The following is a 19,548-nucleotide window of genomic DNA, read 5'->3' on the forward strand; positions in this document are numbered from 1 at the left end:
TCACATTTATCTCACAATATTAATGTAAGATAAAGTTAAGATAGTAATTAGGAGAAATGATATGTCAAAAAAAATATATTGGCTTGTCTTTTTATGGATCACAACGGCCCTCCTTTCTTCCTGCTCAGAAAAGAGACTGCCTGAAATCCCTGAGGATGTCAGCTTTGCTGCTACAGTGAATATAAAAGATATGACCATATCTTTTGTGGACCTGGAAAAAAAAGAGCAGGCAGCAGAGTGGGCTATGGAAAAACCTTATACAGGCGCTTTGATTCTCCCGGACAATGACTCCATCCTGCTATATGGAAAACAGCTTGAAACGGCTGATCTTTATTCCTTAAAGGAAGGTAAATTGATTGATAGCTGGGAAACAGGAGAAGGTATCGTTAATGGCATCATGCTTGATACTAATGACATAGCTTTTGCAGATCAAAATTTAAACAAAATTCGGTTCTTTAATCTAAATGGAGAAGAGGAAAAACAGGTCAAGACGGAAAGAGATCCGCTTACCCTCCTCGAATCTGCTGCGGAAAATAAGTTATTTGTCCTTAGCTTTAATCATGAAAAACTGGGAATTATTGATCTTAAATCAAAAGCAGGAAGCGGAGAATTTACAATTCATCCTTCAGCATCCGGTGCGTGGCTTAATGAGAGAAACGGTGAAATATGGATTGGCGGACATGGAGAAGGTGCAGAGATTGAACAAAATATCCATGTGTATGACACTGATACCGGTAAGTTAAAAAAGAAAATTCCAGCTGCTTCGATGCCGGTTAATTTCCTAGGACAAGAAAATCATGTATATGTCTTAAGCCATGGTTCAAATATGTTATACAAAATTAATGATTCCGGGGAGGAAGCTGCCTCAGTTTCTGTTGGGGCAAATCCCTTTGAATTAGCTATTGCCAAAGATATTCTTCTAGTCGCCGGTTATGACAGCAATGATTTACATTTACTGGAGCCGAAAAGCTTAAAAACGCTTAGTAAAATTAAGGTTGGAGAGGGCCCGTTTAAGATAGTGATTAGGGAAAGTGGTGAATGACATGCTGAATATCCTGATAATTGATGATGAAGCTGATATGGGGCATTTGATTGAGATGTACCTGGGGAATTCAGGATTTACATGCTTTTTAGCAGAAAGCGGCGTTGAGGCATACGGCATACTTGGAAATAATATGATAGACTTGGTTATTCTAGATATAATGATGCCGGATGAAGATGGATTTGAAGTGTGTTCTCAGATCAGGAAAAAATCAAATGTACCTATTATATTTCTCTCTGCCAAGGGAGAGGAATGGGATAAAGTGAAAGCACTCCAGTTAGGAGGGGATGACTATATCGTCAAGCCATTCAGTCCTGGAGAACTTATTGCCAGAATAAATGCAGTACTCCGAAGAACTGGCGGATTAAAAGATGACTTGGATTCTGTGCAGATTGGGCAAATCACAATTGACAAAAAAGCACGCAAGGTAACAGTAGAGGGGAAGCAGGTCACGCTCACTCTTAAAGAATATGAATTGCTTCTATTTTTTTACGAACATAAAAACCAGGCATTAAGGCGGGAGCAGCTTCTTGAATACATATGGGGTATAGATTATACAGGAAGCTTAAGAACGGTGGATACTCATATAAAAACCTTGAGAATGAAACTGGGGGTTGGGGACTATATCCAAACAGTCTGGGGAGTAGGCTATAAATTAGAGGTGCCATGTGAATGAAATTTTTGACCAATAGCCTGGCAAAAAAAATGTGGCTGACCGTGACAGCAGCGATTATCATTACGATCTTATATTCCTATTTTTTATCTTATTTATTTTATGAAAAAATATATGTGGAAGATGTAAGAGATTCCCTGCTGACTGAAGGGCGAAACCTCTCGTCAGAGTACGAGGGAGGGCCTTTGACAGAGAGTCTAAGGGAAAAAATCGATTGGTATAATTCAAAATCAGAAACAGAGGTTTTTATTGTTAACAATCCAAGAGAGCTTAGTGCCTGTCTGCCGTTTGAAATTGACTACCAGACACTAATAGGTGAAAAAGAACGGGAAGAGCTTCTTAAAGGCAGAGCGGTTGAAAAATTGGGCTATGAAAAAAGGTTTGACCGGAAAATAATGGGTGTTATTATTCCCCTTCTCGATGGTAATCGGCTGGAGGGTATCATATATTTATATGTTCCCCTTGCAAAAATTTCAGAGATTACCCATGATTTTGCCTACCTATGGCTGGCTGCTGCGATGATTTTTACGTTCATCAGCATTATTTTAGGTACCATGCTGGTTAAAAAGCTGACAAAGCCTCTATTGGATATGAAAGTTGCAGCTGATCATGTTTCAAAGGGACACTATGATATTCATTTGAATATTGATTCGAAGGACGAAATTGGCCAGCTGGCAAATGCATTTAATCATATGTCTTCATCTATACAAAAAGAAGACGAAAAGAAAAAGGATTTTCTCGCAAACGTTTCCCATGAACTGCGAACTCCCATCAGCTATGTAAAGGGCTACAGTGAAGCACTTCTGTCCGGTATGGCAAAAACTGAGGAAGACAGACAAAAATATTTGCAGCTAATGCATAGGGAGTCTAAAAGGATGGAACGTTTGGTGGGAGATCTGCTTGATTTGTCGAAGCTTGAATCTGACGAATATAAACTCGAAAAAATGGCGCTGCCTTTGGGGCAGCTAATAGAGGATGCTATTGAAAAATATAAGCATGTCCTTCGTGAAAAACATTTGGATTTACAATACTGCCTGGATCCCGAAGTCATCATTAACGGTGACGAAGGCAGGGTTGAACAGATTATCCAAAATATTATGGACAATTCAATTCGTTATACAGACGAAGGCGGTATTAGCATCCGTTTATATCAAGAGAAAGATAAATGTGTGATTGAAATAGAAGATACAGGGATTGGGATTTCTGAAGAACATTTAAGCAAGATTAAACAAAGGTTTTATAGAGTGAATAAAGGCAGAACAAGATCTGATGGCGGTACAGGCCTTGGACTTGCCATTGCAGAAAAGCTGGTTAAACTCCATCATGGTGAGCTGACTGTTATAAGTGATTTAAATAAAGGAACAACGGTTAAAATTGTGCTGCCGCTGTTCGAAATAAGATAGGATAAAGGAGATTTAAGATGAAGAAGCTACTAAATATCTGGCTCCCGCTAATGCTCATGGTTACCCTGGCAGCCTGCAGCAATGGTAATCAAACAACAGAGGAAGAACCGCAATTCCTGGATGTCGAGTTATCCATTAATCCTGAAAAAGCAGAAGCAAATGAACCTGTAGTTTTTGAAGCAAAAGTTACATATGGAGAAGAAGAGGTCACAGATGCAGACGAGGTAAAGTTTGAAATCTGGAGAGCAAATGCAACAGAGCATGAAAAAGTTCTTGTTGAACATGCTGGTCATGGAATTTATCGGCTCAAGAAAACCTTTGAAGAAGAAGGAACCTACTATATATACTCACATGTAACGGCACGAAGAATGCATAATATGCCTAAAAAAGAATTTGTTATTGGTCAGCCCAGTGCACCTGAAAAAGAATCAGGCAGCCAGGAAGAAGATATGGATGACAATGATCATGGCAGCCATTAAAAAGCAGCATTGGCTGCTTTTTTTGTTTTGGATCGGTTAATCCTGCTGGAATTTTTCCTTTGGGGGCATATATACCCATTAAGGGGTACATATACCTATCATATTTGTTACACCAGTGTAATAAAAGTAATGAATACTATCAGGCTAAAAACCTGTCAATAGTGATCTATTAGTATATAAATGGTATTTGGGTAATGCGTCTGCCAATAAAGACAAAAATAGACAGAAAGTTATATACCCATCTTAAGCAAGTATAAACCCTTTTAAATAGGGATATATGAAAATTTCTAAGCTGATTTTACTAGTTTCTAAGTCGATCGGTTGTGCAGGATTCAAGAATTTGTAAAATCTGTCCATAAATATTACGAAAAACCCTGTGTTATGATGATTGTGCAAGTCACACAGCACCACACAACAAAGAAAACAAACACAGGGAGGATTTTTATACATGAATAAGAAAGTTATTTACTCAGTAGCAGCGGCAGCAGCTTTACTAGTATCAGCACCAGGAGCTAACCAGGCGGACGCAGCTTCAAATTGTCCTACTCCTGAACAAGCTAAAAAAATGGTAGTTTCTCAATCTGGTAACCTAAGCCAGGAGCAAATTAATAATATTCTTCAAAAATACCTTAAAAACTACAATATTAACTGGGATAATGTCCAAGTAAATAAACAGGAAGCACAAAAACCAGCAGAGCAAAAACCGGCAGCACCAGCACAAGCACAGCAGCCAGCACAAGCTCCAGCACAGCAGCCGGCAAAAGCACAAGAAACAGCAAAAGCACCTGCAGAACAAACAAAAGAAGCTGCACCTGCATCTTCTGAAGTAAGTGCTTACGAGAAAAAAGTACTTGAATTAACTAACCAGGAACGTGCGAAAGCAGGAGTGCCTGCACTTAAATTGGACGAAGAACTAAGCAAAGTAGCTCGTGAAAAATCACGTGATATGCAATCAAAAGGATATTTTGACCATAACAGCCCAACTTACGGTTCACCATTTGATATGATGAAGCAATTCGGCATCTCATACACTACAGCGGGCGAAAATATTGCTATGGGGCAAAAATCTCCTGAAGAAGTTGTACAAGCTTGGATGAATAGTGAAGGCCACCGTAAAAACATCATGAATGCCAACTTTACTCACCTTGGTGTTGGCCATGTTGCTGACGGTAACTACTGGACACAAATGTTCATCGGGAAATAATATTTGAATGAATAAAGGCAGCCTTTTTAGGCTGTCTTTTTTTGTGATTTTTTGCCACTCGCCCGAGTTAATTTTCATTATAGTATTTACTTCCGGTCCATGTATGTATTCAATCATTCAATGGAACATTAGTAATGGCTGTTAAAAATGAAAAACAACAGGTGATGTAAATGGAAATTAGAAAAGGAACAAAAGACGATTTAACGGAGATAATGAAAATTGTCCAAAAAACAGTCAGCATTATGGAATCTGAGGGGAATGATCAATGGAACCGTACTTATCCCCGTGAACAGGATTTTCTGTCTGATGTGGAAGCAGGCAGTCTATACACTGCCATCTATGAAGGAAATGTCGCAGGTTCCATTACTGTCGATCAAATCCAGGCGGAGGAATATAAAAATGCCTCCTGGAGAAAAGATGAGCCTTGCTTCGTTTTTCACCGTCTGGCCGTAGATCCGGAAATCAGAGGGGAAGGGATAGCGAGCAGATTAATTGAATTTGCTGAAAAACATGCAGTTAAGAACGGGATTCCGTATATGAGAACAGATACATACTCGCTGAATAAAAAGGCTCAAAAATTATTTGAAAAGAACGGCTATGTCAAAACAGGCACAATCTGGATGGATCGGGACAACCCATTTTACTGCTATGATAAGCTGCTTGATTAAGGGTATTATTCAACTCTGTACCTTAATAGGTATTTTTTCTTCTTCTTCAAATAAGATGGGGAGAGAGATAGAAAGAATCCCATTCTCAAACGATGATTTTATCGAATTTTTATCAACAGGCATCGGGAGGGTCAGCACTTTTTCAAAAGCTCTGCTATGTCTTTCTTTCAGAAAATAGCGCAAGTGCTGCTGAAATGCTGAGCATGTTCCTTTAATGATAAGTTCATTTTGCACGAGAGATACTTTAATGTCATTTTTACATGCACCGGGGAGTTCTGCTTCAATTATGATATTTCCGTTATACTCATATACATCACAACGCGGATAAATGTCCTGACTGGATAGAAAACGATTGATTTTTTCCTGCTCCAGCCCTGACAAAGAAAGTTTTTTATTATGATTGGAAACTTCAGGTGAGATAAGTTTTTCCCAGAAATCCTGATCTTGATATTGTGCGGACATTTTGATTAACTCTTTCCATTTTTCCAGTTCCAAAATGAGCCCTCCTTTATAATATTTCTGTTACATCAATTTCTGAAAACTGCATGTCAATGTTTTTAGGAATTTTTATCTCCATATACCCTTCCTTACAGCTGGCTGATGATCCTTTTTTCCTGACAATTGCAGGGAGGGTTATGATATGCTTATCGTCTTTACCGGGAATGTGTTCAATGATCATTTGGTTAGATGTGTGGTAAAGTTTCATTTCTTTTAACCAATCATCATTTTTTACAGGGAATCTTACAAAAACGTAATCATGAGTTTCAAAGACGGATGCATTCAGCGGTTCAGAACCTGGCTGGCCAGCTCCAGGGGCTGCTGTATGAAAACCTTTCATAAAATCATGAGTTCCGTTCATCCCATGCATACTTTGAGGGAACATCTGCCCCATAATACTTCTTACATATTTATCAATATCCTCCGGTTTCATTTGATGGGGAGGATTTTTCATATCTTTATTAAATGGAAAAAGGTTCCATGGAAACATCCTTCTCATCCTTTCCTGAAAAACTGCCAATGAAGCTGATGGTTCATCACTAAGCCATATATTCTATGCAGATAATTGCCTATCCGTTAATGTTCCGCCTTTGGCAGAAGAGGAAATAACTTCTTATTATTTGCAATAATTCAATGTAATTACTACTATATTGGTATTGGAGTATATAAAAATTATTAAATACTGAGGGGTAATTTTGTGAGAAATAAAGCAGCTTTAATCACGGGAGGAGCAACAGGAATCGGAAAAAGAACCGCGTTCATGCTTGCCGCTAAAGGCATTGATCTGGTGATTAATTACCGCAGCAGTCAAAAGGAAGCTGTCTCATTATGCGGGGAACTGTCCGGCAAATATGGAACCAGGAACATTGCTTTGCAGGGAGATATTTCTATAACGGATGATTGTGTAATGATGGCTGAAGCTGCTTTAAATGAATTTCCGGTCATCGATATCCTCATTCATAATGCCGGACCTTACGTACATGAACGAAAAGAGATGCTGGATTACACCTTCGAACAATGGAATTACCTGATTAATGGCAATTTAAATGCGGTATTTTATTTGTCAAAGTTGTTTATCCCGAAAATGCGGGAAACTGGATGGGGAAGAATCATAACGATTGGGTTTGATCGCGTAGAATATTCTTCAGGATGGGTATATCGTTCTGCTTTTGCCGCTGCCAAAACAGGTGCTGCGTCATTAACGAAATCGATTGCATTGGAAGAGTCCGGGAATGGCATTACCGCTAATATGGTTTGCCCAGGAGATATTACGGGTGAATGGAAGGAAAAAAATATCGAAGAAGCGGCAGGTGCTTATGAAAGTGCATCACCAGTCGGAAGGCCGGGAACTGGTGAAGATATTGCCCGTGTAATCAGCTTTTTAACCGATGAAAAATCCGACTTTATCACTGGCAGTATAATCCCGGTTACAGGAGGGAAAGACGTTCTCGGCAAAATTTATCAGGAATGAAAATGAAAAGGCAGAAGAACCGTGTTCTTCCGCCTTTTTATATTACTTCGCTTTCATATATGCCGGGTATTTCCTCTTTTGCAGATTGATCAGGCGGGCTGTTAAAGTTATGGCTCCGGCTGCAAGCCCCGTAATTAAGCCGATCCAATATCCATATGCTCCCCAGTCTGTATGATTGGCCAGATAATAGCCAAATGGCAGCCCGATGATCCAATAAGAAATAAGGGACATCATAAAGGTGACATTTACGTCCTTATACCCGCGCAGCGCCCCCTGGACAGGTGCCTGAATAGCATCTGACAGCTGAAAGAACATAGCATATACAAGAAAAGCAGCTGTTAATTGTAATACTTTTTCGTCTTTTGTGTAAATAGATGCCACTTCCCTTGGGAAAGCCAGAAGGATAGCTGCACAAATTAAAGCCATAAAAACAGCAATGCCGACACCAATCCAGCTGTACTCCTTAGCATCCCTGAATCTGGAAGCCCCTGCTTCAAAGCCCACAACTATTGTTAATGCCATTGAGATGCTGAGAGGAATCATATAAAGAAGTGATGCGAAATTTAGGGCAATCTGGTGAGCTGCGATAACAGCTGTTTCGAAAGTGCTCATTAATAAAGTCACTGCTGAGAAAATGCTTGTTTCGAAAAAAATAGATAAGCCGATGGGAATCCCGATTAGCAGGATTTCCTTCCATTTGCCGAAAGAAACAGCATGTATTTTCCTGAAAACTCCATAAGTCGAGAATGGTGAATGTTTATGAATAATATAAAACGAAATGAGCATGATCAGCCAGTAAGTAATAGCTGAAGCATACCCTGCACCTGCTCCTCCAAGTTCCGGGAATCCAAATTCGCCATAAATAAGGATATAGTTAAACACAGCATTGATCGGCAATGAAAGAAGCGTAATGATCATGCTGACCCTGGTCTTTCCAAGAGCATCAATAAATGAACGCAAAACATTGTAGACAAACAGGGGAATCAACCCTGTGCTTAAGGCTGCCAGGTAGTTAAAAGCTGTATCCTGAACCCTGTTTTCTAAATTCATTCCACTTAAGATTGGATTTAAGGAGAGTGCTCCCCCGGCAAATACAATGACAGCCATAATAATGGAAAGATAAACACCCTGAATAACAGAAAATGCAACTTCCTCACTTTGTTTCTTTGCTCCCACGAGATGGGACACGATCGGTGTAACAGCAAGGAGAATGCCGCTGAGACCTGTGAACACAGGTACCCAAAGGGAGGAGCCAATCGCTACACCTGCCAGGTCCTCAGAATTATAGCGGCCAGTCATTAATGTATCAAGAAAAGTCATGGAGTACATTGCCAGCTGGGTTATTAAAATAGGGATTAAAATCACCAGCAGCATATGCAGCTTTTGTTTTTTGCTATACGTTTGATTCATGTATTATTTCCTCTTTCTTTAAAGTGACTAAAGAATTATATCATATTGAAAGAAATGGGGCGCATTCCCGGCTTGTTCCTGCATATTGCAGGACGATATTTTTCAATTATGTGAACTTTTGTATAATAAGGAATAAAAATCCTTCCATAGGCGAGTATAGAAGTTAAAGACAGCCAATTTATACTCGGCTTGAAGGAGGCATAACCATGAGTTTTAATACAAATAGGATAAATCCGAATCAAACTCAAGTTTCATTCAAAGACGGGCGTTTTGAAACCCTTACCAACGAAGAACTGGAACAATTGCTGGCACAGCATGGAATCAGAGAAAAAACAGATGAACCGGAATCAAATCTTATCAATTGAAAAAAAGCACCTGCTTGAATGCAAGTGCTTTGCGTATTTATTATAGAGTTCAAAATTTTTACTTCGTCAGTATCCAGCTCCTGCAGCCAGTTCCATTGAGGTGCCGTGGGTGGGCAAGATGCTTGCACTTTCTGTTAAGCCTCCAGTAATTGGGACGATTCTTGGGCTGCTGCTCCATGGCGCATCACATGAAGAGTATATAAATCTTTTGGGATCTCATATAAATTATAAATATCACCATTAGCATTCAGCTGATCATAAACAGACTTTCTTGTTTCATTTGCAAGAATGACATAAGGAAGTTTTTCTGCAGCTTTTTGCGAACGGATATTTTCCTTGCGGATCCGCATAAAGATCGTTTCAATGCCAGTTTCGAAAAAGAGCTCTTCAAAGAAAGAATCTTTTGCTAACTTGTTATACCCCTTGCCATGATAAGGCTTTCCAAGCCATGTGCCGAGGAAGCCGGCATTGTCCTGGATGTCATACAAATTAATCGTCCCAATCGGAGCGCCCCATTCATCAAGAATTGTTCGTGAAATCAATTCACCGCGCTCTTCGGATTCGATTGTCTGCTTTGTAACAAAAATAAATTCATCATAACAATTGGCTTTTTGGCGAACAAAAGGGAAGACATCAGGGTGCGTCATCAAATCAAATAAAGCATGGCAGTCGTGAAGATCACGTTTCTTGAGCATAGGTTATCCCTCCAATTGAGGGCAGTCCTACTCCATGCCAAATAGAGCCTTCGGTCCACCCTCGAAATTTTTTATTATGCTGCTAAAAAATTTCGGGGTGGGAATCGAACCCACTAGAACCAGATAACTGGTGGCGCACCATTTGCCTTCCCTATTCTATCGTTTCCGATATTTGATTGTAATCCTAAAGAAGCAAAAATTTTCACTTCACTTTAGGTATAATACTAAAAAAAATTCAAAAAGGAAATAGGTTTTTTAATTATTTTTTTTACGATTTAAAGCCAAAAAACACCAGCGATATTCGACAATATTCTACGATTCTCTGTACACAAAATGGCCGCCTATCATGGTCCATTTTGGCTTGGCAAGAAAGTGGAATGGGTGATGATTCCATAAAACTAAATCAGCGTCTTTTCCTTCCTCGATGCTTCCCAGCTGATGATCAATTCTTAGGTTTCTTGCCGGCAGAATGGTGATTCCTTCTAAGGCTTTTTGCTCGGAAAGACCTTCCCGGACTGCAATAGCTGCACACATATTTAAATATTGTACAGGGGTGTATGGATGATCTGTAGTGATGGAGACTTCCACTCCATGCTCGGTCAGCTGCTGATACGTTTTCCAGGTTTTGTTTTTCAATTCAACCTTCGATCTTCTTGTCAGAGTAGGGCCCACTGAGACCTTTAAATTCAACCCTTCTAATTCGTCCGCAATTAAATGGCCTTCTGTACAATGTTCGATTCGAAGGTCGAGATTGAATTCTTCTGCAAAGCGGATGGCAGAAATGATATCATCGGCCCTGTGTGCATGTATTCTTACAGGAATTTCTCTTTTAAGTGCTTTAACAAGCGGTGCAAATCTTAAAGAGTCAGGATTATCACATTGTAAAGCCTCATAAAAGGCTTCCCTCAGCATCCCCATTATCCCCATTCTTGTAATGGAATCCTTGTTGCCATGACTGTGAATCCGTTTTGGATTTTCACCAAGGGCAATCTTAAGCCCTGCTGTTTCCTGAATAATCATCTTGCTAATATTTTTCCCTGAAGTCTTAATAACAGAAGTTGTTCCTCCAATAACATTAGCACTTCCCGGCATGATGTGGGCAGTTGTTATGCCGTACTTCACTGCATCAGCAAAAGCGGGATCTAAAGGGTATACTCCATCCATCGCCCGGATATGAGGGCTTAAAGGTTCAATTGTTTCATTGGCATCGTTGCCTGCCCAGCCTGTGCCTTCATCATATAGACCCAAATGGGTATGGACATCAATGAAACCGGGAAGCAGGTGGTGGCTGTGGCAGTCAATAATTTTTACATTTGAATCAGACTTTAAGTTCTTGCCTGTTTTTAGGATTTTTCCTTTTTCAACTATTAAATCCCCATGGAAGGTGGGGGATGTGACAGGATAAATGAGTGCATTTTTTAATAGAATTTTCATAAATAATATCTTCCTTTGATTCTAGATATTTGCTTTATTTTACAAAAATGGAAAGGAAGTGTGAACAGTTTTTAAATTGAAAAAATTAAAAAGCTACTTTCGGAGTTACTGTCAGTCTTGAGCGGAAATTAACACACAACATTATTAGGGGAAAAACACAATTTCTAAAAAATGAGCCAATAAAAAAGTGTAAAATTAGCATTCTACACTTTTGGTGGATATACTGATTTAACTTTTCCGCTTCTTATATAAAAAATAGAACATCCCGGAACTCAAAGCGATGATTATGATCGGCAATATAAGTGGTTTTGCATATTCCTTGATGTCTCTCCAGTGGTCACCCAGCTCCATTCCCAATAATAAAAAGAGAACCGTCCAAGGCACCATGGCTGCAATTGTATAGATTGTAAAAATGGATAACGGCATTTTGGCTATTCCGGCAGGGATTGATATGGCGTGCCGGATGACTGGAATAAATCGGGCTGTAAAGATGACTCCTGTTCCATACTTTTCGAACCATTTCTCTGATGCATCCAAATGCTTTTTCTGAATCAGCAAGTATTTCCCGTATTTATCAAGAACTGGCCTTCCGCCATATGCCCCCAGCCAGTATAGAAACAGCTGGGCAAATGTTCCCCCTGCAATTCCTGCAAGCAGTGCCCCTGTAAAATGGATATCACCGGTGCTGACTAAGAAGCCGCCATAACTTAGGACTATCTCGCTTGGTATTATCTCAACCATTAAGCCAAGTGCTATGCCGGCATAACCCAGCTGGGAAAGTATTTCAAAAATGCTCGAAATGATTCCTTCCATTTTGATATCGCCCCTTAGAAATTAAAAAATCCCGGTCATTTGCAGAAAGATTATGGAGAACCCTAAAATCCAAACGTATACAGCAAATATCTTCAATGATTTCCGTTTTAGAAAGTTAATCATCCAAACGACTGCTGCATAGCCGAATATAGCCGATGACAATGTCGCCATTAACATGCTGCTAAGGGTTATGGCTTCTGTGTGGCCCGATAACAGTTCGCCAAATTGCATGACAATGCCGCCCGCGATGGCTGGAATGGAGAGCAGGAAGGAAAAATAGGCAGCTGTTTCCCTGTCAAGCTTTCTAAAGAGACCTGCTGCAATTGTTAAGCCGGATCTGGAGACTGCCGGAAAAATGGCAGCTGCCTGGAAAGTCCCAATAAATAAGGCATCTCCGTAGCTAATGCTGTCCATCTTTTTTGCGCCTTTTTTAACACTATCAGCAATCCAGAGGATAAACCCTGTAAATAGAAACTCCCAGCCTATAGTAACTCCGGATTTAGAAATTGAATCGAACATGTCACTCAGAAGCAGTCCGACAATGACAGCTGGAATCGTCCCTATAATCAGCAGCATCGATAGCTTGCAGAATGGATTCTTTACTATTTGAAGCAATTCATTTTTGTAAACGACAAGAACGGCCAGTAAAGTTCCTATATGCAGCATTGTATCAAGGAAGAGGCCAGCTTCATCAAGCCCGAAAAGATGTCTCCCCAAATATAAATGCCCTGTACTGGAAATAGGCAGGAACTCGGTAAGCCCCTGGATGATTCCCAGAATGAAAGCCTCCAGCTTTGACATCATGTGTATATCACCTTCCTAGGCAGGTATAAGAATAGGCAAAGCTATGCGCAATGCCTGTCTTTAACATGTGTATTCAAGTTGTCCTAATCGAGAACAGGAAATTGAGCTGCAGGGGGATTGGAAAATAAAAATACATGAAACCTTTTTGAATGAATATCGTAAATAATATAAAAGAATCATCCAATTATATTGAAGAAATTTAGGAGGAAACACAATGAATGACTATAAGATGCCTTCCAATGATGAAAGGCTTATAGCAGCCGCTATCTATGTGACCAGCTTCTTTACCATTTTTATCGGACCGCTGATCATTTGGCTTTTGAAAAAGAATGACTCGGAGTTTGTAGATTACCATGGAAAGGAATATTTTAATTTTTTAATTTCCTATTCGATTTACAGTGCAATCAGCGTAGTGTTAATGATCGTATTAATTGGAATCATTACGATTTGGATCGTGGGGATTCTTGTGTTTATCTTTACGATAGTAGCTGCAGTTAAGGCATATGAAGGGAAGGAATACCGAATACCTTTAGTTTTTAGGCTAATAAAGTAATGCGTTAGCAGAAGCCCCATGGTTACAGAGGAACGTACGTCTTCCCAAAAGCTGTGGTGGTGCTATGTTAAGCTGACGAAGCCTTCCTTGTCCTTTGTGCCTCAAGCGCAAGTCGGTTTGTACCGAAAGGTGTCATTGCTTTTCTGGGCGGACCTGCTTGTGACCATGAAGGGGAGGCGCTGGGGCTGGATGCCAAAAACAGAGTCCAGGGCTGTTGCCGCTGGGCTCTTTATAATGGATAATTATAAGGGGATGGGATGATGTAATGAATAGACTCGATAAACAGCGCATGCTCAATCTAATGGAAGTTTTGAGGGAGCAGACCGATTAAGAAAACGAATATACGCTCGACGATATAGCTCAATGCTTTAAGTGAGAGATGGGCTTGTCAAATGGCTTCTTAACTGGGGCAGCCAGGCTAAAGTGCTTTCACCATCCTCACTCCTTGATCAGGTAACAAACGAAATCAAACAGATGATGGCTGTTTATGAAAAAGAAACGGATTAAGCCGTCAATTAACTTTTGAAGCACCCCTTTACTGGAGTGTTTTTTTATTTGAAAAAATAACTGAACGATTTATGCACTTGAACGTCATATGAATGACAAAACACTTAAGGAGGAAATCATAATGGAATTATTTGAAAGTATTAATTGGGCAATTTTTGCTCCGATTGTCTTCATTCAGCTTATTATAATGGCGGTTGCCATCATAGACCTGATAAAAATAGAAAAAGCAAATGGACCAAAGTGGGTATGGGCTCTCGTCATTTTATTTATTAATCTGATTGGGCCTATCATTTACTTTATTTTCGGAAGGAGAAGCTGACTATGCCGGTTGTTAGGGTAACAAATCTTAAAAAGCGGTTCAGAAATCAGGAAGTCATAAAAGGCCTGGACTTCCAATTATCGGAAGGAAAGTGTATTGCCCTCCTTGGAGCAAATGGAGCAGGAAAAACAACTTCACTAAATATGCTTGCAGGTCTGATGAAGCCCGATTCCGGTTCGATCGTGTATGAAGGGGGAGAAAAATCGGATTTTCGCAGATTAATAGGCTATCTTCCTCAATTCCCTGTTTTTTATGACTGGATGACAGGAAAAGAATTTCTTGAATACGCGGGTCAGCTTGCTGGCCTTTCCAAAGCAGAAGCCAAAGCCAGAGCAGCGGACCTTCTTGAACTTACCGGTATATCCGAAGCTAAAAACCGCCGGATTGGAAAATACTCGGGAGGAATGAAGCAGCGTCTTGGCATCGCTCAGGCGATTATTCACCGCCCTAAGCTAGTCATGCTCGATGAACCGGTTTCTGCCCTTGATCCTTTTGGGCGCAGGGAAGTGCTGGAGCTGTTGAACAGGCTGAAAAAAGAAACTGCAATCCTGTTTTCCACCCATATTCTAAACGATGCAGAAGAAATATGCGATGAAATTTTATTCCTCCATGATGGTGAACTGGTTGAGTCTGGAACATTGACAGACCTTAGAACCAAACATCAGCAAGCCAAGATTGACTTGGTTTTTAAAGAAGATGCCCGGGAATATGCTGAAGAACTGTCACTGCTTCCGCAAGTAACTTCAATGGAATTGGACGGAGATCGTGCAAGCTTTTGTGTAAAGGATATTGAAGAAGCAAGGGCTTTATTTTTATTTGAAATAACCAATCGGAAATGGCCACTGGTTAAGTTTGAAATCAGCAGAACGAGCCTTGAAGATGTTTTCATGAAGGTGGTGAAGAAATGAAGCAATGGGTGACTTTATTAAAAAAAGAAATGCTGGAGCTTGCCAGAAACTTCAAATGGGTGTGGGTGCCGCTGACTTTTATTTTAATAGCTGTAAAAGAGCCTCTGACCTTATACTATTTGCCTCAAATCATTGATTCAATTGGCGGGCTGCCTGAAGGGGCAGTTATCGAGCTTCCTGTTCCTTCAGCAGGTGAAGCACTTGCTGCTGCTCTCAGCCAGTATAATACGCTTGGTGTGCTAATTATTGTTTTCATTGCAATGGGAACCATTGCCGGTGAAAGGAAAAGCGGTGTTGCAGGGCTAATCCTTGTAAAGCCTGTGTCATACACCGGGTTTGTAACAGCTAAGTGGGCCAGTTTAATGATCCTAATATGGTTATCATATTTTTTAGGTTACTTCCTCTCCTGGTACTATGTGGGCGTATTATTTGAATTTATTCCTTTTTCCGATTTTCTGCAATCCTTTTTTGTTTATGGCATTTGGCTTACCCTTATTATCACTATAGTAATTCTCTTCAACACTTTTATTAAATCGCCTGGAGCGGTTGGATTTTTTACTATTGGGGCAATAGTCATTTTAACTCTTGTAAGCAATTCGCTTTCTCACGTGCTGGAGTGGAGTCCGGCCCTGCTTTTTGCTTATACAAATTCCTTTTTCATAGGCGGTCATTTCCCCGATGAATTATTGCCGAGTATCATTGTATCTGTCATTATCATTATATTTTCGATGTTTGCATCGATTGCGATTTTTAAACGAAGGGAACTTGCATGAATTCATGCAAGTTCCTTCCTTTTGGGCAAATTTGTATTTGAGAGGCTGATATTTTGGTAGTATAGCTTTAAAAGACAGAAAGGAAGATGCAGGGTGATTAGTGAAACGGGTCTTGTGCTTGAAGGGGGAGGAATGCGGGGAGTATATACAGCCGGGGTTCTCGAATATTTTCTTGAACAGGATCTTAGCTTTCCTTATGTTATCGGTGTTTCTGCAGGGGCATGTAATGCAGCCTCTTATTTGTCCAAACAAAAGGGCAGGAATAGAATTGTTAATGTGGATTATGTAACAGATCCCAGATATATCTCATGGCGCAATTACTTTAAATCGCGTCAGTTTTTCGGAATGGATTTTATTTTTGATGAAATACCGAATAAACTTGTCCCATATCATTACGAAGTGTTTTATAATAACCAGTCTGAATTTATAATTGGAACAACAGATTGCCATACAGGCAAACCTGTCTATTTTAGTAAACAAGACTATGGGAAAGATATGCTCCAGGTTTTAAAAGCATCCAGTTCCCTTCCATTTATTGCTCCTGAGGTAGATTATAAAAACAAGGTCCTCCTGGATGGAGGGATCAGTGATCCAATACCAATCAAAAAAGCACAGCAGGATGGTTTCAAAAAAAATATAGTGATTTTAACAAGAAACAGGGGATACTCAAAGAGACCTTCGAAATTTGCTTTTATGGTAAAAAGGAAATACCCGCATTACACAGGGCTGCAGAAAGCACTGGCAAATCGGTATCGAACCTATAACGAGACCCTGCGCTATGTAGAAGAGGAAGAAAAGAAGGGGACAGTCCTTGTCGTCCAGCCGCAGGAACCATTAACAGTGGGAAGGATGGAACGAAATCCTCAAAAACTGGAAAAGTTGTATCTTCAAGGTTACGAAGATGCAAGAAAATCATTTGAAAGAATCATCTCATTTTAACCGTATCGATCACGATGCGGTTTTTTATGTTTTAGGACAAAACACTTATCTTTTCGACATTGAGGAAATAGAAAAATATAAGGGTATTGTTGTATATAGTGCTAATATACCTAAATTGGTGTGAATATATGGAATTTAATATTAATAACATGAGTTTTATGTTGTGTCTTTTGCTTATTCTGCACAGGAGTGTGTCGAATAACAAAGATTTGCTGGTTAATTTATATTGAATATAATGAAAATTAGAAATTATAAGGGGGTCAATACACAAAATGAACATGAAAAAGGGAATCGTAACGGGTGCGTTAAGTTTTGCGTTATGTGCTTCAGCTGTTTTTGCGTGTTCTGCAGGCGCAGGACAAGCCCAAGCTGCTGAAAAGAACTATTTGGTTGTTTTTAAAGATGAAGCTAAGCTTCCTTCAGGGTATGCTGATTTAGTGAAAAAGGCTGGAGGGCAAGTAGAGAATAAGCTGAATAAATTAGGAGCAGTTGAAGTTTCTTCATCTAATCCTAATTTTCTTTATGAAATCAGAAAGTCTTCTATTGTATCGGCTGCTGGCACTGAAAATGTCATATATCCAGAAGCTCCTGCAGTGGAAGCAGATCTTCCATTAGATGGTGCGGATTTATATAACAGTCTGCAGTGGGATATCAAACAAGTAACAAATGATGGTGTATCCTGGAATCTTCCAGGAGGAACAGGAAAGTCTGCTGATGGCAAAGATATCGTTGTTGGGGTAATCGATACAGGTATTGACTATAATCACCCTGACCTGAAAGAAAATTATGCATATGGTAAATCATTTGTTCCCGGCTATCCAGATCCAATGGATGAAAACAGCCATGGTACACATGTTGCGGGATCCATTGCAGCAAAAGGAAGAACAATGGGTGTTGGACCAGACTTAAAGGTAGCGGCTTACCGTGTATTCGGTCCTGAAGGGGGAGCAGCTACTTCACATATTGCCGAAGCTTTAATGACAGCTGCAGATGATAATGTCGATGTTGTCAACATGTCCCTTGGCGGATATGACTGGTTCCAGAATCCTGAGTATGCAACGAAGGATATTGTAGCAGACGTGCAAATGTTTAACAGAGCTATTAAATATGCGATTCAAAAAGGTGTAACTGTAGTTGGTTCAGCAGGGAATGATAGTGTTGATTTAAAAAGTCCGGGGAAACTTTCTGGTTCTGATAATGGTGCCACACACAGAAGTCCAAGCAGTCAGCTGATGATTCGGGTGTCTGCAGGCGGAGCTTTAAAGAATCTTGCTTTCTATTCCAACTATGGTGTCGGCAAAATTGATGTTATGGCTCCAGGCGGGGACTTGGGACCAAACTATGATCCAAATACCGGAGCTGGCAGGGATAGTACCTACTTGGCATTAGCGACAATCCCTGGCGGAGGCTATGGCTATAAGGGAGGAACTTCAATGGCTGCCCCGAAAGTTGCGGCACTTGCTGGTGTGATCATCGCAAAACATGGAAAAGACAAAATCTCTCCCGCACAAGTTAAGCACATCATTCAAACTTCATCAGAAGATATCTTTAAGCCTGGGTATGATGAGCAGTCAGGCCACGGGCTAATAAATGCAGTTAATGCGTTAAAATAATTCAATTAATAAAGCTGGCGGAAACTTTCCGTCAGCTTTATTTTTGAGGGAATTTTGCAAATAAAAAGAGCTTCCGACAATAAAATCCTTTCAGAATTCATTTTTATAGGACCTGATTAATAGAATAAAGAAGAGAAACAAATATAGCAGGGGAGACATACTGATGAATATCCAGCACTATTACCAAAAAACAGCCGATATCTCTTTAAATGCAAGCCTCACAGCACTAGTGCCCCCATTTTTTTTCTTGTTGTTGTTTATGAATAAATTTCAGGGCACACATTTCATTATTCTATTAATCCCTTTTATTTTTTATAGTTTTTTATGCCATCAAATGTATTTGCTGAATAAGCAAAGGGCGGATGAGGCAGTGTTAAGTAAGTACTATTACCAAGGACAAGCCCTTCTGCCTATTTTGCAGTACTCAAATGTGCTGATCGCTTTTTTGCCTGCCCCTTCTCTCAGGATGGTTTTGTTTGATCCTGATGGAAGTCAAATAGGCGAAATCAGGGATATGAAAATGCGAAAGATCCGCTGGTTTCTGCCTTATTTTCTTGACCGTATCTTTCCAACGAGGCTGGGGATCTATGACCAAGCAGAAAATCTTGAAGTTTCCATCTTAATCCGCAGGAGTGGCATCGAAATTATCTCCTCAAATGATGAATACAGGGAAACAATCGAAATAAGAAAAATTGGAACCACTGTCGTGTTTCAAAATGGAGCTATTCATTATACAGTTCCTAAAACCTATTTACACACGGATTTGCAGGTTCTGGATGAACAATCGCATAGAGCTGCCCGCCTTCGCAAAGGGTGGATGCCACTTGAGTGGGGAGAGCGTTTTAAGGATCCAAATACACCGGTGCTCTCTTTTAAAGAGAGTCTGGCTCCAAAAGAAAAATGCAGAATTTATGCCATTTTTGCGGCTCTTTTTCTATATCACAATCACTAAAATCCAGTGCACATATGTAGATTCT

The 19,548-nt window shown here is 40.0% G+C and carries 24 protein-coding genes; 17 read left to right on the forward strand and 7 right to left on the reverse strand.

Annotated elements, in window-relative coordinates; translation table 11 throughout:
* The first annotated feature begins 61 nt into the window (after window positions 1–61).
* The 6 genes from NSQ49_RS20900 to NSQ49_RS20925 all read left to right on the forward strand — a co-directional run bounded on the left by NSQ49_RS20900 (window position 62) and on the right by NSQ49_RS20925 (window position 5,469).
* Complete coding sequence (locus NSQ49_RS20900; RefSeq protein WP_159870210.1) at window positions 62–1,042, forward strand: WD40 repeat domain-containing protein; 981 nt, start codon at window positions 62–64, stop codon at window positions 1,040–1,042.
* Window position 1,043: 1 nt separating this feature from the next.
* Complete coding sequence (locus NSQ49_RS20905; RefSeq protein WP_159870213.1) at window positions 1,044–1,718, forward strand: response regulator transcription factor; 675 nt, start codon at window positions 1,044–1,046, stop codon at window positions 1,716–1,718.
* Window positions 1,715–3,118 carry a sensor histidine kinase gene (locus NSQ49_RS20910; RefSeq protein WP_159870216.1) on the forward strand — a complete coding sequence of 468 codons (1,404 nt, stop codon included), beginning with the start codon at window positions 1,715–1,717 and terminating at the stop codon, window positions 3,116–3,118. Before NSQ49_RS20905 ends, NSQ49_RS20910 begins: the two co-directional genes overlap by 4 nt.
* Before the next feature lie 17 nt (window positions 3,119–3,135).
* Window positions 3,136–3,597 carry a FixH family protein gene (locus tag NSQ49_RS20915; RefSeq protein ID WP_159870219.1) on the forward strand — a complete coding sequence of 154 codons (462 nt, stop codon included), beginning with the start codon at window positions 3,136–3,138 and terminating at the stop codon, window positions 3,595–3,597.
* A 448-nt stretch (window positions 3,598–4,045) separates the two neighbouring features.
* On the forward strand, window positions 4,046–4,801 hold the full coding sequence (locus NSQ49_RS20920; protein WP_159870222.1) for a CAP domain-containing protein: 756 nt from the start codon (window positions 4,046–4,048) through the stop codon (window positions 4,799–4,801).
* A gap of 170 nt (window positions 4,802–4,971) precedes the next feature.
* Complete coding sequence (locus tag NSQ49_RS20925) at window positions 4,972–5,469, forward strand: GNAT family N-acetyltransferase (protein WP_159870225.1); 498 nt, start codon at window positions 4,972–4,974, stop codon at window positions 5,467–5,469.
* A 9-nt stretch (window positions 5,470–5,478) separates the two neighbouring features.
* Here NSQ49_RS20925 and NSQ49_RS20930 read toward each other — a convergent pair whose 3' ends face one another.
* On the reverse strand, window positions 5,479–5,964 hold the full coding sequence (locus NSQ49_RS20930) for an Hsp20/alpha crystallin family protein (RefSeq protein WP_159870228.1): 486 nt from the start codon (window positions 5,962–5,964) through the stop codon (window positions 5,479–5,481).
* Between the two features lie 13 nt (window positions 5,965–5,977).
* The gene (locus NSQ49_RS20935) at window positions 5,978–6,457 is read right to left on the reverse strand and encodes an Hsp20/alpha crystallin family protein (RefSeq protein WP_159870231.1); all 480 of its coding nucleotides are present in this window, start codon (window positions 6,455–6,457) and stop codon (window positions 5,978–5,980) included.
* A gap of 207 nt (window positions 6,458–6,664) precedes the next feature.
* Here NSQ49_RS20935 and NSQ49_RS20940 point away from each other — a divergent pair, with 207 nt between their 5' ends.
* A complete protein-coding gene (locus NSQ49_RS20940; protein WP_159870234.1) occupies window positions 6,665–7,438 on the forward strand; it encodes an SDR family oxidoreductase in 774 nt (257 codons plus the stop codon).
* A 42-nt stretch (window positions 7,439–7,480) separates the two neighbouring features.
* Here NSQ49_RS20940 and NSQ49_RS20945 read toward each other — a convergent pair whose 3' ends face one another.
* Window positions 7,481–8,848 carry an MATE family efflux transporter gene (locus NSQ49_RS20945; RefSeq protein WP_159870237.1) on the reverse strand — a complete coding sequence of 456 codons (1,368 nt, stop codon included), beginning with the start codon at window positions 8,846–8,848 and terminating at the stop codon, window positions 7,481–7,483.
* A 206-nt stretch (window positions 8,849–9,054) separates the two neighbouring features.
* Here NSQ49_RS20945 and NSQ49_RS20950 point away from each other — a divergent pair, with 206 nt between their 5' ends.
* The gene (locus NSQ49_RS20950) at window positions 9,055–9,213 is read left to right on the forward strand and encodes a hypothetical protein (protein ID WP_201306607.1); all 159 of its coding nucleotides are present in this window, start codon (window positions 9,055–9,057) and stop codon (window positions 9,211–9,213) included.
* Window positions 9,214–9,347: 134 nt separating this feature from the next.
* On the opposite strand, the gene NSQ49_RS20955 is transcribed toward NSQ49_RS20950, so the two are convergent.
* The 4 genes from NSQ49_RS20955 to NSQ49_RS20970 form a co-directional block, all read right to left on the reverse strand.
* Entirely contained in the window at window positions 9,348–9,908 is a 561-nt protein-coding gene (locus NSQ49_RS20955) for a GNAT family N-acetyltransferase (protein WP_159870240.1), read from the reverse strand.
* Between the two features lie 312 nt (window positions 9,909–10,220).
* A complete protein-coding gene (locus NSQ49_RS20960; protein WP_159870243.1) occupies window positions 10,221–11,342 on the reverse strand; it encodes an amidohydrolase in 1,122 nt (373 codons plus the stop codon).
* A gap of 228 nt (window positions 11,343–11,570) precedes the next feature.
* On the reverse strand, window positions 11,571–12,155 hold the full coding sequence (locus tag NSQ49_RS20965) for a DedA family protein (RefSeq protein WP_159870246.1): 585 nt from the start codon (window positions 12,153–12,155) through the stop codon (window positions 11,571–11,573).
* Window positions 12,156–12,176: 21 nt separating this feature from the next.
* Window positions 12,177–12,956, reverse strand: coding sequence for an undecaprenyl-diphosphate phosphatase (locus NSQ49_RS20970; protein ID WP_201306610.1), 780 nt, complete (start codon window positions 12,954–12,956; stop codon window positions 12,177–12,179).
* A gap of 217 nt (window positions 12,957–13,173) precedes the next feature.
* Here NSQ49_RS20970 and NSQ49_RS20975 point away from each other — a divergent pair, with 217 nt between their 5' ends.
* The 9 genes from NSQ49_RS20975 to NSQ49_RS21010 all read left to right on the forward strand — a co-directional run bounded on the left by NSQ49_RS20975 (window position 13,174) and on the right by NSQ49_RS21010 (window position 19,523).
* The gene (locus tag NSQ49_RS20975) at window positions 13,174–13,512 is read left to right on the forward strand and encodes a DUF4870 domain-containing protein (RefSeq protein WP_159870252.1); all 339 of its coding nucleotides are present in this window, start codon (window positions 13,174–13,176) and stop codon (window positions 13,510–13,512) included.
* A gap of 18 nt (window positions 13,513–13,530) precedes the next feature.
* A complete protein-coding gene (locus NSQ49_RS20980; protein WP_159870255.1) occupies window positions 13,531–13,773 on the forward strand; it encodes a hypothetical protein in 243 nt (80 codons plus the stop codon).
* 111 nt (window positions 13,774–13,884) lie between these two features.
* On the forward strand, window positions 13,885–14,019 hold the full coding sequence (locus NSQ49_RS26740) for a WYL domain-containing protein (protein ID WP_251283595.1): 135 nt from the start codon (window positions 13,885–13,887) through the stop codon (window positions 14,017–14,019).
* A 121-nt stretch (window positions 14,020–14,140) separates the two neighbouring features.
* Entirely contained in the window at window positions 14,141–14,338 is a 198-nt protein-coding gene (locus tag NSQ49_RS20985; RefSeq protein ID WP_159870258.1) for a PLDc N-terminal domain-containing protein, read from the forward strand.
* Window positions 14,339–14,340: 2 nt separating this feature from the next.
* Window positions 14,341–15,246, forward strand: coding sequence for an ABC transporter ATP-binding protein (locus NSQ49_RS20990; protein ID WP_159870261.1), 906 nt, complete (start codon window positions 14,341–14,343; stop codon window positions 15,244–15,246).
* Window positions 15,243–16,019: an ABC transporter permease gene (locus NSQ49_RS20995; protein WP_159870264.1), complete on the forward strand. Its 777-nt coding sequence runs from the start codon at window positions 15,243–15,245 to the stop codon at window positions 16,017–16,019. Before NSQ49_RS20990 ends, NSQ49_RS20995 begins: the two co-directional genes overlap by 4 nt.
* Window positions 16,020–16,112: 93 nt before the next feature.
* Window positions 16,113–16,958 (forward strand): patatin-like phospholipase family protein, encoded by an 846-nt coding sequence (locus NSQ49_RS21000; RefSeq protein ID WP_159870267.1) that lies wholly within the window; start codon window positions 16,113–16,115, stop codon window positions 16,956–16,958.
* Window positions 16,959–17,230: 272 nt separating this feature from the next.
* Window positions 17,231–18,571 carry a S8 family peptidase gene (locus NSQ49_RS21005; protein ID WP_159870270.1) on the forward strand — a complete coding sequence of 447 codons (1,341 nt, stop codon included), beginning with the start codon at window positions 17,231–17,233 and terminating at the stop codon, window positions 18,569–18,571.
* Between the two features lie 370 nt (window positions 18,572–18,941).
* On the forward strand, window positions 18,942–19,523 hold the full coding sequence (locus NSQ49_RS21010; protein WP_236566326.1) for a hypothetical protein: 582 nt from the start codon (window positions 18,942–18,944) through the stop codon (window positions 19,521–19,523).
* Window positions 19,524–19,548 lie beyond the last annotated feature (25 nt).

This window comes from Cytobacillus sp. FSL R5-0377 (genome assembly GCF_038004385.1).
GTDB lineage: Bacteria > Bacillota > Bacilli > Bacillales > Cytobacillaceae > Cytobacillus.

Bases quoted from the DNA above. Each gene is read 5' to 3' on its own strand.
- NSQ49_RS20960 (WP_159870243.1), bottom strand. From the start codon at position 11,342: ATGAAAATTCTATTAAAAAATGCACTCATTTATCCTGTCACATCCCCC.
- NSQ49_RS20980 (WP_159870255.1), top strand. From the start codon at position 13,531: ATGGTTACAGAGGAACGTACGTCTTCCCAAAAGCTGTGGTGGTGCTAT.
- NSQ49_RS20995 (WP_159870264.1), top strand. From the start codon at position 15,243: ATGAAGCAATGGGTGACTTTATTAAAAAAAGAAATGCTGGAGCTTGCC.
- NSQ49_RS20945 (WP_159870237.1), bottom strand. From the start codon at position 8,848: ATGAATCAAACGTATAGCAAAAAACAAAAGCTGCATATGCTGCTGGTG.
- NSQ49_RS20915 (WP_159870219.1), top strand. From the start codon at position 3,136: ATGAAGAAGCTACTAAATATCTGGCTCCCGCTAATGCTCATGGTTACC.
- NSQ49_RS20935 (WP_159870231.1), bottom strand. From the start codon at position 6,457: ATGTTTCCATGGAACCTTTTTCCATTTAATAAAGATATGAAAAATCCT.
- NSQ49_RS20925 (WP_159870225.1), top strand. From the start codon at position 4,972: ATGGAAATTAGAAAAGGAACAAAAGACGATTTAACGGAGATAATGAAA.
- NSQ49_RS20910 (WP_159870216.1), top strand. From the start codon at position 1,715: ATGAAATTTTTGACCAATAGCCTGGCAAAAAAAATGTGGCTGACCGTG.
- NSQ49_RS20900 (WP_159870210.1), top strand. From the start codon at position 62: ATGTCAAAAAAAATATATTGGCTTGTCTTTTTATGGATCACAACGGCC.
- NSQ49_RS20990 (WP_159870261.1), top strand. From the start codon at position 14,341: ATGCCGGTTGTTAGGGTAACAAATCTTAAAAAGCGGTTCAGAAATCAG.
- NSQ49_RS20975 (WP_159870252.1), top strand. From the start codon at position 13,174: ATGAATGACTATAAGATGCCTTCCAATGATGAAAGGCTTATAGCAGCC.
- NSQ49_RS20955 (WP_159870240.1), bottom strand. From the start codon at position 9,908: ATGCTCAAGAAACGTGATCTTCACGACTGCCATGCTTTATTTGATTTG.
- NSQ49_RS20950 (WP_201306607.1), top strand. From the start codon at position 9,055: ATGAGTTTTAATACAAATAGGATAAATCCGAATCAAACTCAAGTTTCA.
- NSQ49_RS20965 (WP_159870246.1), bottom strand. From the start codon at position 12,155: ATGGAAGGAATCATTTCGAGCATTTTTGAAATACTTTCCCAGCTGGGT.
- NSQ49_RS20985 (WP_159870258.1), top strand. From the start codon at position 14,141: ATGGAATTATTTGAAAGTATTAATTGGGCAATTTTTGCTCCGATTGTC.
- NSQ49_RS20970 (WP_201306610.1), bottom strand. From the start codon at position 12,956: ATGTCAAAGCTGGAGGCTTTCATTCTGGGAATCATCCAGGGGCTTACC.
- NSQ49_RS20920 (WP_159870222.1), top strand. From the start codon at position 4,046: ATGAATAAGAAAGTTATTTACTCAGTAGCAGCGGCAGCAGCTTTACTA.
- NSQ49_RS20905 (WP_159870213.1), top strand. From the start codon at position 1,044: ATGCTGAATATCCTGATAATTGATGATGAAGCTGATATGGGGCATTTG.
- NSQ49_RS21005 (WP_159870270.1), top strand. From the start codon at position 17,231: ATGAACATGAAAAAGGGAATCGTAACGGGTGCGTTAAGTTTTGCGTTA.